The 16,573-nt window shown below is 59.9% G+C and carries 12 protein-coding genes; 10 read left to right on the top strand and 2 right to left on the bottom strand.

Going from position 1 to position 16,573, the window contains the following annotated elements:
* Window positions 1-27 precede the first annotated feature (27 nt).
* The 9 genes from AC07Y9_RS21815 to dctA all read left to right on the top strand — a co-directional run bounded on the left by AC07Y9_RS21815 (window position 28) and on the right by dctA (window position 10,576).
* Window positions 28-1,782 carry a monovalent cation:proton antiporter-2 (CPA2) family protein gene (locus AC07Y9_RS21815; protein ID WP_102680394.1) on the top strand — a complete coding sequence of 585 codons (1,755 nt, stop codon included), beginning with the start codon at window positions 28-30 and terminating at the stop codon, window positions 1,780-1,782.
* Window positions 1,779-2,336: a DUF924 family protein gene (locus AC07Y9_RS21810; protein ID WP_085534361.1), complete on the top strand. Its 558-nt coding sequence runs from the start codon at window positions 1,779-1,781 to the stop codon at window positions 2,334-2,336. Before AC07Y9_RS21815 ends, AC07Y9_RS21810 begins: the two co-directional genes overlap by 4 nt.
* Window positions 2,337-2,344: 8 nt before the next feature.
* Window positions 2,345-3,262: a LysR family transcriptional regulator gene (locus AC07Y9_RS21805; protein ID WP_102680393.1), complete on the top strand. Its 918-nt coding sequence runs from the start codon at window positions 2,345-2,347 to the stop codon at window positions 3,260-3,262.
* Between the two features lie 638 nt (window positions 3,263-3,900).
* On the top strand, window positions 3,901-4,650 hold the full coding sequence (locus AC07Y9_RS21800) for a glucose 1-dehydrogenase (RefSeq protein WP_009044397.1): 750 nt from the start codon (window positions 3,901-3,903) through the stop codon (window positions 4,648-4,650).
* Window positions 4,651-4,706: 56 nt separating this feature from the next.
* Window positions 4,707-5,720 (top strand): alcohol dehydrogenase catalytic domain-containing protein, encoded by a 1,014-nt coding sequence (locus tag AC07Y9_RS21795; RefSeq protein ID WP_102680392.1) that lies wholly within the window; start codon window positions 4,707-4,709, stop codon window positions 5,718-5,720.
* Window positions 5,721-6,619: 899 nt separating this feature from the next.
* A complete protein-coding gene (locus AC07Y9_RS21790) occupies window positions 6,620-7,453 on the top strand; it encodes an oxidoreductase (protein ID WP_102680391.1) in 834 nt (277 codons plus the stop codon).
* 22 nt (window positions 7,454-7,475) lie between these two features.
* Window positions 7,476-8,414, top strand: coding sequence for an AraC family transcriptional regulator (locus AC07Y9_RS21785; protein ID WP_102680390.1), 939 nt, complete (start codon window positions 7,476-7,478; stop codon window positions 8,412-8,414).
* Between the two features lie 78 nt (window positions 8,415-8,492).
* Window positions 8,493-8,750 carry a hypothetical protein gene (locus AC07Y9_RS21780; protein ID WP_124298114.1) on the top strand — a complete coding sequence of 86 codons (258 nt, stop codon included), beginning with the start codon at window positions 8,493-8,495 and terminating at the stop codon, window positions 8,748-8,750.
* Window positions 8,751-9,253: 503 nt separating this feature from the next.
* Window positions 9,254-10,576, top strand: a complete 1,323-nt coding sequence (gene dctA / locus AC07Y9_RS21775) for a C4-dicarboxylate transporter DctA (protein WP_102680389.1) — start codon at window positions 9,254-9,256, stop codon at window positions 10,574-10,576.
* Window positions 10,577-10,706: 130 nt separating this feature from the next.
* Here dctA and idi read toward each other — a convergent pair whose 3' ends face one another.
* Entirely contained in the window at window positions 10,707-11,255 is a 549-nt protein-coding gene (idi, locus tag AC07Y9_RS21770; protein WP_102680388.1) for an isopentenyl-diphosphate Delta-isomerase, read from the bottom strand.
* 830 nt (window positions 11,256-12,085) lie between these two features.
* Here idi and AC07Y9_RS21765 point away from each other — a divergent pair.
* Entirely contained in the window at window positions 12,086-14,968 is a 2,883-nt protein-coding gene (locus AC07Y9_RS21765; protein WP_102680386.1) for an ATP-binding protein, read from the top strand.
* On the opposite strand, the gene AC07Y9_RS21760 is transcribed toward AC07Y9_RS21765, so the two are convergent.
* Entirely contained in the window at window positions 14,938-16,296 is a 1,359-nt protein-coding gene (locus AC07Y9_RS21760; RefSeq protein WP_102680385.1) for an OprD family porin, read from the bottom strand. The two genes, AC07Y9_RS21765 and AC07Y9_RS21760, sit on opposite strands and share 31 nt — an antisense overlap.
* Window positions 16,297-16,573: the final 277 nt, after the last annotated feature.

Genomic DNA, 16,573 nt, shown 5'->3' with positions numbered 1-16,573 from the left:
CATGCCTTGGATACGGGAGATTCATTTATGTCGGTAGAGGGCAGCGCGGGTGATCTGGTCAAGGTCGTGACCTTGCTGGGGGCGGCGGTGGTGGCAGTGCCCCTGTTCAAACGCCTGGGCTTGGGCTCCGTACTGGGCTATCTGGCGGCGGGGCTGGTGATCGGTCCCTTCGGGCTGGGCCTGTTCAACGACCCGCAGACCATCTTGCACACCGCCGAGCTAGGGGTGGTGATGTTTCTCTTTGTCATCGGGCTGGAAATGCGCCCCTCTCATCTGTGGAGCATGCGGCGCGACATCTTCGGCCTGGGCACTCTGCAGACACTGACCTGCGGTGTGTTGCTGACCGGGGTAGGGTTGGCGTTCGGTTTTCCGCTGGCGGTGTCTTTCGTCAGCGCGATGGGCTTTGTGCTTACGTCCACCGCCATCGTCATGCAGTTGTTGGGCGAGCGTGGCGACATTGCCGCAGCACGCGGGCAGAAAATCGTGGCGATACTGCTTTTCGAAGACCTGTTGATCGTACCGCTGTTGGCGCTGGTGGCGTTTATCGCCCCTCTCGATCCTTCTGCGCCGGTTGCCGACTCGCGCTGGGCCAGTATCGGCATCGCGGCCGGTTCACTCGCGGCGCTGGTCGCCGTGGGGACCTGGCTGCTCAACCCGTTGTTTTACATCCTGGCCAACTCCAGGGCGCGCGAGGTAATGACCGCGGCCGCATTGCTGGTGGTGCTGGGCGCGGCACTGTTGATGCAACTGGGCGGTCTGTCCATGGCCATGGGGGCCTTCCTCGCCGGGGTGCTGTTGTCGGAGTCGACTTTCCGTCACCAGCTCGAGGCGGATATCGAACCCTTCCGTGGTTTGCTGCTGGGGCTGTTCTTCCTGGGCGTCGGGATGTCGCTGGACTTGACGGTGGTCGCACGCAATTGGCCGCTCATCGTCGCCGGCGTGCTGGCGATGATGGCCGTCAAGTCACTGTGTATCTACAGCCTGGCGCGGCTGACGAGGAGTTCCCACGCCGATGCCATGGACCGGGCCGTGCTGATGGCCCAGGGCGGTGAGTTCGCCTTTGTGCTCTTTGGCGCCGCCTTGGCCAGTGGGGTGATAGCCCCGCAGGTCAACGCCAACATGACTGCCGTGGTCGTGCTCTCCATGGCACTGACGCCGTTGGTGGTCATCGTCTACCGGCGTTGGGGACCCAAGCACGGAGCCTCCCTGGAAGGCACGCAGGCGCCGGAGAATCTGGCCGGCAGCGTGCTGATCATCGGCTTTGGCCGTTTTGGGCAGATCGTGAGTCAGCATGTGCTGGCGATGGGCGCCGATATCTCCATCATCGACAACCAGCCTCAGGTTATACGCGACGCCAAGGATTTCGGCTTCAAGGTGTACTACGGCGACGGCACCTACCCCGACATATTGCATGCCGCCGGGGCGCACCACGCCCGCGCCATCCTGGTATGCGTCGACGACCGCAAGGCCGCCACGCGAATCGTCGAGTATGCCAAGACCCGGTTCCCCCATGCCCGTGTGCTGGCACGCGCACTCGACCGGGAGCACGCTATCGAACTGATCAACGCCGATGTGGATTACCAGATCCGCGTCACCTTCGAGTCGGCCATGACCTTTGGGCAAGAGGCATCGAAGGTGCTGGGCGCGACACCCGATGGGGCCGAGGAGATTGCCGCCGATCTACGCCGCAAGGACGCCGAGCGCCTGGCGCTGGAAGTAGCGGGTGGTATTTATGCCGGCAAGTCCATGATCCTGGGCAATGCGGTCGCCAAGGACCGATGATCATGGCCTCTATCATCGACACGCAGGCAACTGCCGTCGTCCGGTTCTGGCGGGAGGCGGGCGCCAGTCAGTGGTTCGCCAAGGACCCAGCGTTCGACCGACGCTTTCGCGAGCGTTTTCTCGACCTGCATCGGTCGGTGGTTCGCGGTGAACGCGACGCTTGGCTGGATACCCCCGAGGGCGCGCTGGCGCTGCTGATCCTGCTCGACCAGTTTCCGCGCAACGCCTTTCGCGGCACCGCGGACATGTACGCAACGGACACCCTGGCCCGACATGTCGCCCGCCTGGCGCAGGCAGCGGGGCATATGGAGGCGGTCGATGCTGACCTGAGGCTGTTCTTCTGCCTGCCCTTTGCCCATTCCGAGGACCTCGTCGACCAGGATTTTTCGGTCCTGCTCAATACTCGATTGGGGCAACCCTGGCTCGCCCATGCCGAAGGGCATCGGGATGTCATCCGCCGATTTGCTCGTTTCCCCCATCGCAATCGGCTGCTCGGACGCGAGAGTACGCCTGAGGAAAAGCGTTTTCTGGAGGAGGGGGGCTTCGCCGGTTAGGCATTATTATGGACAAGCTTATCCAGTACCGTATTTTCATCCAGGTTTCCGAAATGGGCAGCTTCATCAAGGCGGCCCACATGCTCGAATTGCCGCGGGCTTCGGTATCTGCCGCTATTCAGGAGTTGGAGACAGATCTGGGCGTACGGCTATTGCATCGAACGACACGACGGGTGCAATTGACCGCCGATGGCACTCAGTTGCTGGAGCGGGTACGACGGCTACTGGCGGATGCTGACGACATCCAGCGGCTGTTTCAGCTGCATCAACACCAGGTCTCTGGACGCTTGAACATCAATGTTCCCAGCCGTATTGCCCGAAGGCTGATCGCACCGGCCCTGCCGACTCTCAAGCGCAGCTATCCAGAGCTGCAGCTCGCCTTGGGCTCCACAGATCGTGCTATCGATCTGGTGCAGGAAGGGGTCGACTGCGTCGTCCGCGTTGGCCATCTGCTCGACAGCAGTCTGTTCGCCCGGACGATCGGGCATATCGCGCTGATCAACTGTGCCTCCGTTGATTATCTTCGCCAGCATGGCACCCCGAAGGAGCCGGGAGACCTGACACATGGGCATTTCTCGGTAGGGTATGCCTCGCCGAATAACGGTCGTGAGCTACCTTGGGAGTATGTAAGCGATGGCAAAACCCATGAGGTGGCTGTACCCAGCTGGGTGATCGTCAATAACGCCGAGAGCTATATCGCCTGCTGCATGGCGGGAATGGGGTTGATTCAGATCCCCCGGTTCGATGTGCAGCACCTGCTCGATTCCAGGCAACTGGTGGAAGTCATGCCCGAGTTTCGGGCCGCGTCGATGCCTGTCTCGCTGTTGTACCCACATCGACGCCAACGCTCGCGTCGGCTCAATGCGTTCATCGAATGGTTTGAGGTGTTGATGCTGCCATCTCTTGAGTCTCCGGATTCGCTCTGATCCGCTCATGTTCGTTCAGCATCCGCCACTCGCGGCGCGGACTTTGCCTCGGCCTTGATCAGATTGGGCAGAATGAAGTTACTGACCACCTCCACGTTATAACTATGGCCGGTCATCAGCTTGACCTCCAGTACTTCGCCAATGTCGGAGGCGCTATGCAAGGGCGCAATATTTGTATCGAAGTTGAAGTCCTGGAGGGTGGTCGGACCGATGTGGTCGTCTCATCTATATATGTGCAGGAGGAGTGTCAGTCGCCGTGGCCGTTATCCAGACCGATAGACACTTGCTGATTCTGATGTTCAGAGACGAACAAACACGGAGAGGTTTGCCACTTCGAATAAAGCGATCTATCAACCAGCCTATCAAGTTGAGGTCATAGAGCTTGACGCCTCGAAGTCAGAAACGGTTGCCAAGCTGTACAAGCAGTATCCGCAAGGGATTGGATGTTTTTCCTGGATTGTTTGTCTGGATTTTATGGGCTTTCCATTGAGGTCCGATTAATTACACTTAATCTTCAGACATAGAGGACTATCTAGCTGTAAACAGGATGACCGTGATCGACGACTTCGTCGAATACACTCACATACCCCACGCCTCCAGTTTTATTCAACGCAGTTAATTAACAGGAGTATGCAGTCATGAATTTGCAAGGAAAAGTTGCAATAGTCACGGGGTCGTCCAAAGGGCTCGGGCGCGCCATTGCGCTACGCCTGGCCGAACGCGGTGCCAATGTCGTGATCAATTACTCGAGAGACAAAGCACCTGCTGATGAAGTAGTGGCTGCGGCGATAGCTGAAGGTGTCAAGGCGATCAGCGTACAAGCAGATGTGTCCAACGTTGTTGAAATTGAAGCGTTGTTTCAGGCCGGGCTCAGGGCATTCGGCAAAATCGATATTGTCGTGGCCAACGCGGGCATAGAAAAGGTCAACATTCAGGTGGTCGACGTGACCGAGGAGGACTTTGATCTACTCTTTCGCGTTAACACCAAGGGCCCCTACTTCGTCATGCAGGCTGCAGCTCGCCACATCGCTGATGGCGGCCGAATCATCAATATTGCCTCCAGCTCGACATCGCGCCCGCAACCGGGACTTGGTCTTTACGGGACTAGCAAATCCGCGCCGAAATATCTCGTGCGGGTGTTAGCCCAGGAAATCGGTCATCGCAAAGTCACCGTCAATTCACTTGTCCCTGGCCCGATCGACGGCGCCGGCATCTTCACCGGAGTCGGTGACGACGATCCTTACAAAAAGAGTTTGCTCGAGACGATCCCGATTGGGAGGCTCGCAAAGGCACAAGATGTCGCTGATATCGCGGAATTTCTCGCCAGCGACCAATCGTTCTTCATTACCGGTGAAGAGATTCTGATGAATGGCGGCTCAAGCAACTGAATCGGGCAAACGAAACCGCATCCGGTTTCTATTGCCCTCTAATTGGGAGGTGTGTAATGACTGAGACAATGCTAATGAAGGCGGTACAGGCCGTAGAGGTAGGTGGAACTTTCGTCGTGTCCCAGGTTCCCGTACCCGTACCTGGTCCACGACAGGTTAGGGTCAAAGTACATGCGTGTGGCGTCTGTGCTGGGGAAAATATTGCTCGAATGGGCATGCTGGGTGTGACTTATCCCCGAGTACCCGGGCATGAAGTGGCCGGTGAGATCGACTCGGTAGGCGCCGAAGTGACGACCTGGAAACCTGGAGACCGTGTGGGAGTTGGCTGGCACGGGGGGAGTTGTTCTAACTGTGAGTATTGCCGTCAGGGCGACTTCACCAACTGCATCGACCGTATGATCGTGGGGGCGAGTTACGATGGAGGGTATGCCGAATATATGGTGGTACCGCAAGATGCTCTAGCGCGGATTCCCAATGTGCTGTCTTTTGCTGAGGCTGCTCCGCTGATGTGTGCGGGTATTACAACATTCAACGCGTTACGTCATTCTGGCGCTCGTCCGGGCGATACAGTTGCGATTCATGGCGTGGGAGGGTTAGGCCATCTTGCCGTTCAGTTTGCGAATAAAATGGGGTTCCGCACGGTAGCGGTGAGCCGTGGTCGCGCCAAGGAAGCCCTGGCCCGCAAGCTTGGAGCTGACGAATACATCGACAGTACTGAGGGGAGTGCAGGGGAGGCCCTGGCACGTTTAGGTGGAGCGACAGTAGTGCTCTCAACGGTAGGATCAGGCGCAGCACAGGTGGATCTGACCTTGGGTCTCAAGCCTAATGGTCGTCTTGTGTTTGTAGCGACCGACCATCAGCCTCTGGGTGTTTCCCCTGACTTACTGGTATTTGGTCGGCGTAGTATCGCTGGTTGGTATAGTGGCAATGCCAAAGACAGCGAGGAAACTATGGCATTTGCGGCGCTCAAGGGGGTGCGAGCAATGATTGAAACCTATCCGCTTGAAGACGCAGAGGAAGTCTTCCTGAATATGAGCAAGGCGAAATTTCGTTCGGTACTTACGATTTAACGCATTGTGTAGAAGGCGGGTCTGATCTGACAGTTGCCAGGTTTTTCAGTTCTGACTGTCAGATCGATCCTCAATCGACCCCAAGTTGATGGAATACAAGAAGGTGCAACTCACCTACCAACAGCAGTATGTCAGCCACGTGTTGAGCGATATGATGGCGACACAAGTTGGAAAGTCCGAAGTAAGCAGAAAATCAAGATGAATTCCGAATTGAGGTCCTTACTTCTCGTCTTGGTTGTTACCTGTGGTGTTTCTGGCTGTGACTCGCGAAAGAGTTGGCTGCAAAGGTCGCCAGGCCTGGTTTCATTCTCGAAATGCTTTCAGGAATGCTGTTAATGTCACCAGGTGATTCTCCGGATGCTAGGCGAGCGCCAAGTCTATTACAGGCGGGGCATCAACCATAGGATGCCAGATGCGAGTCTCGTTTCCCGCTCCAAACATAACGCTATAGAGTTCCACTGAATTCTGCAGCGATCGAAAAAAGGACCTTCGGGTCCTTTTTTCGTTTGTGCGGTATTCCACTGACGTCGGCTGCGTTCCAGCAGCATCCAGTGGTTTTAAGTGCATTTCTCTGTCTGTTTTCCGTCATCCCTTGGTTCAAGACTCGTTTGGACGTAGCAGCCTTGGCATGACGTGACTTTTTACTAGAGCGGTTTTTGAGGCAGGGCACTTTTCCCTCGATAGCCTACGACGATCTTGCTTAGTTGTTCCGAGGCTTTTTGCTTCTTTCCCTTTTGCCACGCTGGAGCGGACCTGACTCGCGAAAGCGGAGATCGGCGACTACCCACTTAACTATTGGCTCTGATAGGAATAGGCAATGCTCAAAGAAAAATCGGCATAGGTGACCGGGTTTTCCCTGGATAGCATGGCCGCCTCGTCCCTATCTATCGGAGCTCGCCATGAACAGCATAAAGACCCTATTTATCACGGGTGTCAGCAGCGGCTTTGGCAATGCGCTGGCGCGGGAAGCGCTTGCCGCGGGGCATTGGATTATCGGCACTGTGCGCAATGAAGCGGCCTTGCAGGCGTTTCAGGCGCTTTCCGTGGATCGTGCCCATGGGGTGATTCTGGATGTCACTGACTTCGAGCGGATCGACAGCGTGGTCGCTGCTGTCGAAGCCGTTCATGGCCCGGTCGATGTCTTGGTCAACAACGCCGGCTATGGTCATGAGGGCATCTTCGAAGAGTCGCCGCTGGAGGAGCTGCGTCGACAGTTCGATGTCAATGTGTTCGGCGCGGTCGCGGTAACCAAGGCGTTCCTGCCTTATTTTCGCAAGCGGCGTGCCGGTCACATTCTCAATATCACCTCCATGGGCGGCACAGTCACCATGCCGGGTATCGCCTACTACTGCGGGAGCAAGTTTGCGCTTGAAGGTATCTCCGATACGCTGAGCAAAGAATTGCGGCCGTTTAATATCTTCGTGACCGCCGTGGCGCCAGGCTCGTTTCGCACGGACTGGGCCGGTCGTTCGATGCAGCGCACTCCACGGAGCATTGCCGACTATGACGCCAGTTTCGACCCGTTGCGCAAAGCCCGCGAAGAGAAGAGCGGCAGGCAGCTGGGCAACCCGCAGAAAGCCGCGCAGGCGATGCTGCAGGTCATCACCAGCCCGACGCCACCCGCACACCTGCTGCTGGGCAGCGATGCGTTGAGCCTGGTGCGTTCCAGACTGGAGCAGGCGGCCAATGAGATCGATCAATGGGAAGCGCTGAGCCGTTCGACCGATGGTTGAACGGTCAGCCAAGGGGGCGTCAATGAATCAGGCCGACTCACAGACTTCGCGCATGGTGCAGCTGATGGAAAAGCTGGCTCCGATCGAGGGCTACAACCTCAGCGCTTTGGAGGATATCCGTTTCCTGCGTTCGAACCGGCCCCTGACCCGCACTCCGGTTTTGTATGACCCGGGCATCGTCATCCTGTGCCAAGGGCGCAAGCGTGGCTATCTGGGTGATGACGTCTACGTCTATGACGCCCAGCATTACCTGGTGGTGTCGGTCCCCGTGCCGTTCACCATGGAGACTGACGCCAGTGAGGCAGAGCCCATGTTGGCGGTCTACATGCGCCTCGACTTGCAGGTGGCCAGCGAGTTGATGCTGCAAATGGATGAAGTCCTCGGGCCCAGCGACGCCCAGCCCAAGGGGATGTATGCTTCGCCGATGGACGATCTGCTGCGCGCCTCGACACTGCGTTTTCTCGAGGCGATGAGTACTCCAGGTGACGCGCAGATACTCGGGCCATCGCTGGTGCGGGAAATCTATTACCGCATCCTGACGGGCGAGCAGGGCGGCTCGATGCATGTCGCGCTCAATCGCCAGGGGCACTTCGGCAAGATCACTCGCGCGATCCGCAAGATCCACAGTTGCTACCAGGAGCGCCTGGACGTGGAGTCCCTGGCCCAGGAAGCGAGCATGAGCGTGCCTAGCTTTCACCTGCACTTTCGCAGCGTGACGAACGCCTCTCCGATGCAGTACCTGAAGTCGACGCGCTTGCACCAGGCGCGACTGCTGATGCTGCGCAACGCCATGAGCGCTTCGACGGCGGCCTTCAACGTAGGCTACGAAAGCGCCTCGCAATTCAGCCGCGAGTTCAAACGCTTCTTCGGCCGAACGCCCCAGGCGGAGATCGAATGGATGAAGGCGACCTATGCGTTGCCTGCGCTGGCCACGCCATCTGTCTATGTCTCGTCGCATTAGTTTTCGCACCTGCCTGAGCAAGTCTGTGGCGCGCGTTTTGCTTCGCGCTTGAACGTCATCCCACAGGAGTTCAGCGGCATGGATTTGAAGCGCTCTACGCAACAACCTTTGGATGTTGCCCCAGGCGTAGCGGCGGGCGGCGTTATTGGCGTGCGGCCCACACCAGAGCCAGGTTATCGCCCGCTGCTGGAGGGCGAGGTGATTCAACCGACCGATGAGGCCGGCAACGACCCCCAGTCCTGGACGCCCGTGCCCAGCCATTGGGTCAGCCAGGTGCATTGCCTGGCGGTGTACGGTCAGGTACGTCGGCCGACAACCAGCCAGGGCTGTTGCTAACCTGCCGCCAGCGGCGCTGGCCGCCGCCGGGATACCCTGCAAGCTTTATCTGGATCGAGTCTCTATGAAGGGTGGGACTCATCCATCTGCCATCTTTGTAGCCGAGCAGTCCTGCTCACGGCTTGAACTCCCCATTTCAGAGCATTCGTGCACGCTTCCATGGCCCGGGCGGCGGGGGAGATTGCGCTGTCTTGAGGCGTGGGCCTCCACCTGCGCACGATTGCGAGTCTGGAGAAAACTGACGAGTCGAACAGCTTCTTTTACTGGTCAGACCTGTAAGACCTTGTTTTTCGATCGGTAAATAATAAATCCATGATTTTCCGCGGGAAGTGGCATGGGGGCTGCTTTGCACGATGCATTCTTCAAGTGACTCCGCTGTGGTTCGGTCGCCCGATATTCATCCGGGCAGAAGTCGACCTGAGTCGCTGAAGAGGGGGCAGTCCGCGGGTCGACAGCGTTGTCGACCCGCGAGGGACTCGGTTGATTCTTGACGGAGAAACATCATGACCCACGACTCAAATGCTGTGAGCGCAGTCAAACCACCGGCCAGGGCCTGGTATGGATCACTCTTTTCGCAGGTGTTGCTGGCCCTGCTGCTGGGGATTGTGCTCGGCGTACTGGTGCCTGATTTCGCGGTAAAGCTGAAAGTGCTCAGCGACGGTTTTCTCAAGCTGATTTCGATGATCGTCGCACCCATCGTCTTTTGTGTAGTGGTGCACGGGATCGCCGGTACGGGCGACCTGAAAAACGTCGGGCGGGTAGGGGGCGTGGCGCTGATCTACTTCGAGATCATGACCACCATCGCCCTGGCTCTCGGCATCCTGCTGGCGTTCGTATTCGGGCCCGGGCATGGCATGAACATCGACACCACGACCCTGGATGCCGGGGCCATGAGCAGCTATTCGGAGAATGCCCACAAGCTCCAGGGCAGCGGCATCGGTTCGTTCATCCTGAACATCATTCCCACGACCTCAATCGATGCATTGGCCCGCAACGATGTATTGCAGGTGCTGTTCTTTGCCTTGCTGTTCGGCATCAGCCTGGCATTGGTGGGGGGTAAAAGCGCGGAGCGCGTGACCTCGTTCATCGACGATATTTCCAAGGTGCTGTTCAAGGCCATGGGCCTGATCGTGCGGCTGGCGCCCTTGGGCGTGCTAGGGGCGGTGGCCTACACCGTTGGCAAGTACGGCGTCGGTTCGATGAAGCAGCTGATTTCCCTGGTCGTGCTGTTCTACGCCTCGATCCTGATATTCGTGTTCGTGATCCTGGGGGCGGTGTTGCGTTATGCCGGGATCAACGTGTTCAAGTTCATTGCCTACCTGCGCGAGGAGCTGACCATCGTGCTGGCCACCGCCTCCTCGGACTCGGTGCTACCGCAGATCATGCGCAAGCTGGAAGTCCTGGGCGTGAAAAAATCAGTGGTGGGGCTGGTGGTGCCCACCGGCTATTCGTTCAACCTCGATGCCTTCTCGATCTACCTGACCCTGGCGGTGGTCTTTATTGCCCAGGCCACCAATACCCCCTTGTCGATAGGTGACCTGCTGCTGGTGCTCGGGGTGTCGCTCGTGACCTCCAAGGGCGCGCACGGCGTGCCGGGCTCGGCCATCGTGATCCTGGCGGCGACCCTGAGCGCAGTCCCAAGCATTCCGGTGATCGGCCTGGTGCTGGTGTTGTCGATTGACTGGTTCATCGGCATGGCACGCGCGGCGGGCAACCTGATTGGCAATTGCGTGGCCACCGTGGTGGTGGCCGATAAGGTCGGCGACCTGGACCGCGAACAGGCTCAACGGGTATTGAACAACCGTCAGCAATACGAGTTGTCCTGAGGCCAGGAGCTTGCAACGGGGGGCGGTGCCTTGAAGGCGCAATCTCCAACGCAGTGCTGGCCATGGCCAGGGCCGAGGGATCGGCCCCGGCTGCTGCTTCTGCGGCGTGACACAGCAGTGGCCGCATCGACTAGAGGAGCTTGTCTTGCGCCTGTGCCTGCCAATCTTGCAGGCCGGCGATTGCGTGACGCTCGAAGATCTTGCGAAACCAGACACTGAACGTGTGTGGGGCAACGCTGATGCGCTGCGACAGTTCGGCCAGGCTCAGCCATTGCCAGGCCTGGGCCTCGTCGGGATTGGCGGCCGGGTCTTGAGAGTAGATACCGGCAAACACATGGTCATATTCATGTTCGATCAATTGATTGGAGACCGGCTTGCGATAGAGCAGATGCGCCACGGCGCGGAGCTCGCACGCTATGCCCATTTCCTCACGCAACCGGCGTCTGGCGGCGCTGCAGGTTTCCTCGCCTTGGCGGGGATGGCCGCAGCAGGTATTGGTCCATAAACCTTGAGAGTGATACTTGGTGAGCGCTCGCTGCTGCAACAGCAAACGGCCCTGTTGATCGAAGATGAAAATCGAGAATGCCCGGTGCAAGAGCCCTTCTTGATGGACGAAGAGCTTTTCGGCAAAGCCCGTCGGGCGATCATCCTGATCCACCAGGATAAGGGTTTCTTCCATGATGGTTGCGAAACTCCCTGGTCGGTGTCTAGGTTAAATGGCGTTGTATCGAGGCTTGTGGGAGATGGTTTTCGACTCACAAATTGGTGTGTTCAGGCCTGGATTGATTGGGGGGAACATTAGTTGGGTATTCTGGTTTGGCAAGAGGGCGTCTTATGACTTTTGGCTGTACTCGGTGTCCTGCCTGGAGTCGAGCATGAACGCCGGGCATGCCAATTGCTGGCACAAAACGGGTGGCGATACCGGGATGGCGCCTCTTCTTCGATGAGGGCCATCCACAGCTTCCGTGGCCGAACTCAGCCAGGTAATGCGAATACCGCTTCGACCTCGATATTGACCTCTGGCGAGAACAGTCCGGCCACCCTCTCCAGCGAACACCGAGCAAGGTGAAGATGGGCCGATATCCTTCCCACATCGAGCCATTCGGAGGTACCGCTCGAGTTCCTTCCGGGACCGTGGCCAGCCGCAACGCGGTCGCGGCATAGATCACCACCCGTGGCATGAGGGCGTAACCCAGGCCCCAACGCCCCGCAACGAGGCTGCCGTAGATCTGCCCCAGCAAACCTGCCGACAGGAATATCAAGCCAACGCGAATTGGGCTGACCAATTCAGATAAATCATGGAGGGGCAAGAAACAGTCGTACTCATTGTGCGGTATTCGTCTGTCAGTCCCTGTCCTCGATGGTCTACGATGCGGTATTTGCTGTCGGCAAAGCCACCAAGACCTAGAGTTGCAGTTGAGTTCACGACATTTTCGATCGCGCCGCAGTGACCGCCTGCGGATCGCCGCCTGCCGCAAATCCCGCAAGTACCTCAAGGAAGGTTCCCCCATGCTACTGAGGTCCCTCGCAGCTATCGGCATCCTGTTGCTGGGTTTTCTTTCACCGATATTTCCGGCTCACGCGCAAGACATCACATTGTCCGGTCGGATGACCACCAGCAGTCACCCCTGGCTGGATGCCAGGGCGCGGCAGTGGCTGGAAGGGCGGGGGCCGCTCACGGTCGGGGTCGTGCGTCTCGATTATCCGCCCCTGTCAGTGCTCTATGGCGACCGCTACCAGGGCATCACCGCCGACTATCTGGCCCTGATGTTCGAGCGGCCGCCCAAGGTGCGCGCCTACTCGTCGCGGGCATCCGCGCTGGCGGCCTTGCGCAGTGGCGAGATCGACCTGCTGGGCGTGGGCAGCGATGTCGAAGGCCGGGAAAATGGCCTGCTGCTCAGCGAGGCTTACCTGCCCGACCGGCCGGTGCTGGTGACGTCGCAGGCCCAGCCCTTCGATCCCGACCAGGCCGGTAGCGTTCTGGGAATGACCGTCGGCTATCTTCAGCAACAGGCGGTACGGGAGGTCTATCCCCAGAGCAAGGTCGAGCTTTTCGATTCGCCCCAACGCGCGCTCGAAGCGCTGGTGCTGGGGGATGTCGACGCAGTGTTGGGGGATGCGCTGTCCTCGCATTACCTGATTCAAACCCATTACCTGCTGGGCCTGCGCATCGACAACTTCGCTCCTGTCGACAGCCAGGGTTTCCGCTTCCTTCTGCGTCCGGGCGACGAGCCGCTGAGGGGCATCATCGACCGGGCGATCCCCGGGATATCCAAGCGCTATGGGGACGACATCCTGCGCAGCTGGAGCGCCGGCCGCCGCTTGAGCATCGACGAAGCGCGGGTGAAGCTGGCGCCCGCGGAACAGCGCTGGCTGGACAGCCGCCCGCAGGTCCCCGTGGCCATCAATTACTCGCTTGGGGCGCTGGGCGAGCTGGGACGGGATCGCGACGTCACCGGCATTGGCCGCGACTACCTGGAGTTGATCAGCCAGCGCAGCGGCCTGAAGTTCTCCTACCTGGGCACGCCAAACACCCTTGAAACCAACAAGCTCATCGCCGAGGGGCGCGTGCTGTTGACCCCGGCCATGCCTCAGTCCGAGCTGTTCGAGACGCCACTGGATGTCTTGCCGCCGTACCTGCGCAGCTCCACCGTGCTGATGACCGCGGCCGGTGCTGGCCGCCACGCCGGCAGGCGTTTCACCGGGCTTGCCGATCTGAATGGGAAGACGCTGGCGACGGGTGAAGGCTACTTTTTCATCGATACCATAAGACGTGACTATCCGGCGATTCAGCTCAAGGTATACCCCACGTTCCTCGAGGCCATGCGCTCGGTCGATTCGGGGCAGAACGAGGTGTACCTGAGCAGCGACTACACCGGCCGCTATCTGTCGGCCCAGTACTTCGACAATCGCATCCAGGTCACCGGGATCCTGCAAAGCACCTCCACGCCCATCGGTATCGGGGTGGCGAAGAACCAGCCGGAGTTGCGCAGCATCCTGGAGAAGGCGCAACTGGCAATCACGCCTGAAGAGGTCGCGGAAATAGTCAAAGCCTGGGAGCCGCGTTTCTCCAGGGGCGGGAGCGACTTCTGGCGTGACCATCGCGACAAGATTCTCCAGTTGGGCAGCCTCTTCGCGATCCTGATCGCCATCTCGCTGATCTGGGCCTTCTACCTGCGACGCCAGGTCCGCAGGACCCGGGCGGCCGAGGAACGGGCCGAGGCCGCCAACCAGGCCAAGAGCGTCTTCCTGTCGACGATGAGCCATGAGATACGCACGCCGCTGAACGCGATCATCGGCCTGCAGGAACTCGCCCTGCGCAGAGCGAAACAGGGGGAGGCCGACAGCGTATCCCTGTCCGTGGCCCAGGAAGCGGCCCAGGGGCTCCTGTTGCTGCTGGGCAATGTGCTGGATATTTCTCGCATCGAGTCTGGAAAGATCGATTCGTTTCCTGAGCCGGTGCTCATCAAAAAACAGATTGAAGGCGTCGTCTCGGTAGTGGCGGGCATGGCGCGACAAAAAGGCCTGACCCTGGACGTCAAGATGGAAGGTGACCTGCAGGCATGGGTGCTGCTGGACCCGCTGCATTTCAAGCAGGTGCTGTTCAACCTGCTCAGCAACGCCATCAAATTCACCGAGCGCGGAGGCGTCACCCTGCAGGCCCGCACCCGCCGTGAGGGGGAGCGGTTGTGCCTGGACCTCGATGTCATCGATACGGGCATCGGTATTGGCGCCGAAGACATGGGCAAGCTGTTCAAACCCTTCTCCCAGGTGGGTGTACCAGGCACTGAGCAGATGTCCGGAAGCGGCCTGGGGCTGAACATCAGCCGCCGCCTGGTGCAACTGATGGGGGGCACGATCAACCCGCGTAGCGAACCTGGCAAAGGGTCGTGCTTCAGCCTCGAATTGAGCCTGCCCATCTGCGACCCTCCAGCCGCTGTCGAGGGCGAAGCTGCGCAACAGGCCCAGCCCGTTTCTGCCCAAGTGCAGCCATTGTCCATCTTGCTGGCCGAAGATAACGCCTTCAATCGCGTCACCCTCAACACCCAGCTTGAGACCCTGGGGCATCGAGTCGTGGTCGCAGAAGACGGGCAGGAAGCCTTCAAACGCTGGTTGAGCGCGGACTTCGACATCGTGCTCACGGACGGCATGATGCCCAGAATGGACGGCTTCGAGCTCGCCAGGCGGATCCGCTGGGAGGAGTCCCACAGCGGCCTGCCACGCTGTCGCATCATTGCCCTGACGGCCAGCATCGAGGCGAGTGCGGTGGAGCGATGCAAGGCCGCCGGGATGGACGAGATTCTGTTCAAGCCCGCGACACTGGAAACGCTTCGGCAGGCTATCGACTCCACCGCGCAGGATCAGAACGGCCCGAGCTTGAGCGGGTACTGAATGACGATGTACAGCCGGTCGATATCGTCGCCGGCCTGGGCGGCGTTGGCCCGGTGGCTGACGTGGGACAGTTGCAGCGACAGGTCCTTGGCCGGGCCCGATTGCACGATGTAGTTCAGGTCCAGGTCGCGTTCCCAATGGCGTCCGCCCCGGCCCTGTTGCGGGCTGTAGGTGCCGCTGGCGCTGTCGAAGGGGTTGTAGGCGCCGCCCTGGGGCGCGTGGCTGCCGTCGATGCCGCGACCGCTCACATAGCGCGCCATGAAACTCAGGCCGGGAATGCCCAGGGCGCCCAGGTCGAGGTCGTAGCGCGCTTGCCAGGAGCGTTCGCCGGGGCCGTTGAAGTCGGCGTACTTGATCGAGTTGGCGAGGTAGATGGAGTCGCCGCCGACGAAGTCGAAGGGCGTGTCGCCGTGGATTTTCTGATAGGCCAGGGTGAATGCCTGGGCGTCGATCCGGTATTTGCCGGAGAGGCTGTAGGCCGTGGTTTCGATGGCGCCGGCCGTGGCCTGACCCTGGTCGCGGGTGCGGTACAGGTTACCGTCGAGGAACCACTGGCCAAGGCTGGCATGCAGGTTGGCGTAGTACTGGCGCCAGGTGTCGCTCAGCTCCGAGGCGTAGAGGGCGCCGCCCAGCGCCTGGCCGGTGAACAGGTCGGCGCCGATGAAGTCGATGCTGGCGTGGCGGGTCGTCGCCCCGTAGCCGGAAAAGTCGCCCTGGGCGGTCGAGGCGTCCTGGTTCTTGAAGGCGTTGAAGTGACCGGCCTGCAGCTCGACCCCCTCGATCTCCCGGCTGGAAAGCAGCAGGCCGCTGGCGTATTCCGGTTGCAGGCGTTTGTCGGCGGTGTCGAACACCGGGGTCGCCACGCTCATTTCACCGAGCGCCAGGGTGGTCCGCGAGGCCTTGAACTTCAGCGCGCCGCCGGCGCTGGAGTAGCTGTCTTCGCTGCGCCCGTCATGATCCAGCGGCAACAGGCCCGTCCCGGAATGCCCCTTGCCGCCGTCCAGTTTCAAGCCCAGGAAACCGTGGGCATCGACCCCCACGCCGAGGGTGCCGGGGGTGAAGCCGGACGCGAACGAGGCGATGAAGCCCTGGGCCCATTCCTGCTTGTAGCTCTTGCCGGCCGGGGTCGGGGAGCGATAGTCGTTGTTGAGGTAGAAGTTGCGGCTGAGCACTTCAAGGTTCGCCCCCTCAAGGAAACCGGGGGTGTCCTGTGCGCTTTGTGCCGCCAGCACCGGGGCGCCGCCGCTGAGCAAGGCGAGCAGCCACAGCGGCTTCAGGCGCAGGCGCATCGGTCTGGGGGTGGTGAGGTGTTTCGAGGCAAGCAGCATGCTTATGTCCCGCGTCAAGGTGGGTGGCCCAGGACGCGGCTGGCCGCGGTTCCGGCAGCTGCCGGCACGCCTTCGGTCAACCCGCGTCCGCTCGGCGTGGCCATCGGATCGAGGCGAGGCATGGTTGCCTATTACAGGGTGCGAGGATTGTACGGCTGTGCTGCATTCGGCCGTTTGCGCGGGCGGGCAGGCGGCAGGTGCCGTTCGCAGTGGGCGCTGCGGCAGTTTTTAAATTGTCTCTGTTTTGGAATCAATGATTCTCGGTTTTGCTGGATTG

This window comes from Pseudomonas sp. GW456-L12, from assembly GCF_059424045.1.
The sequence above is the reverse complement of the archived record's forward strand: the minus strand, read 5'-3'. Positions and strand labels throughout refer to the sequence as shown.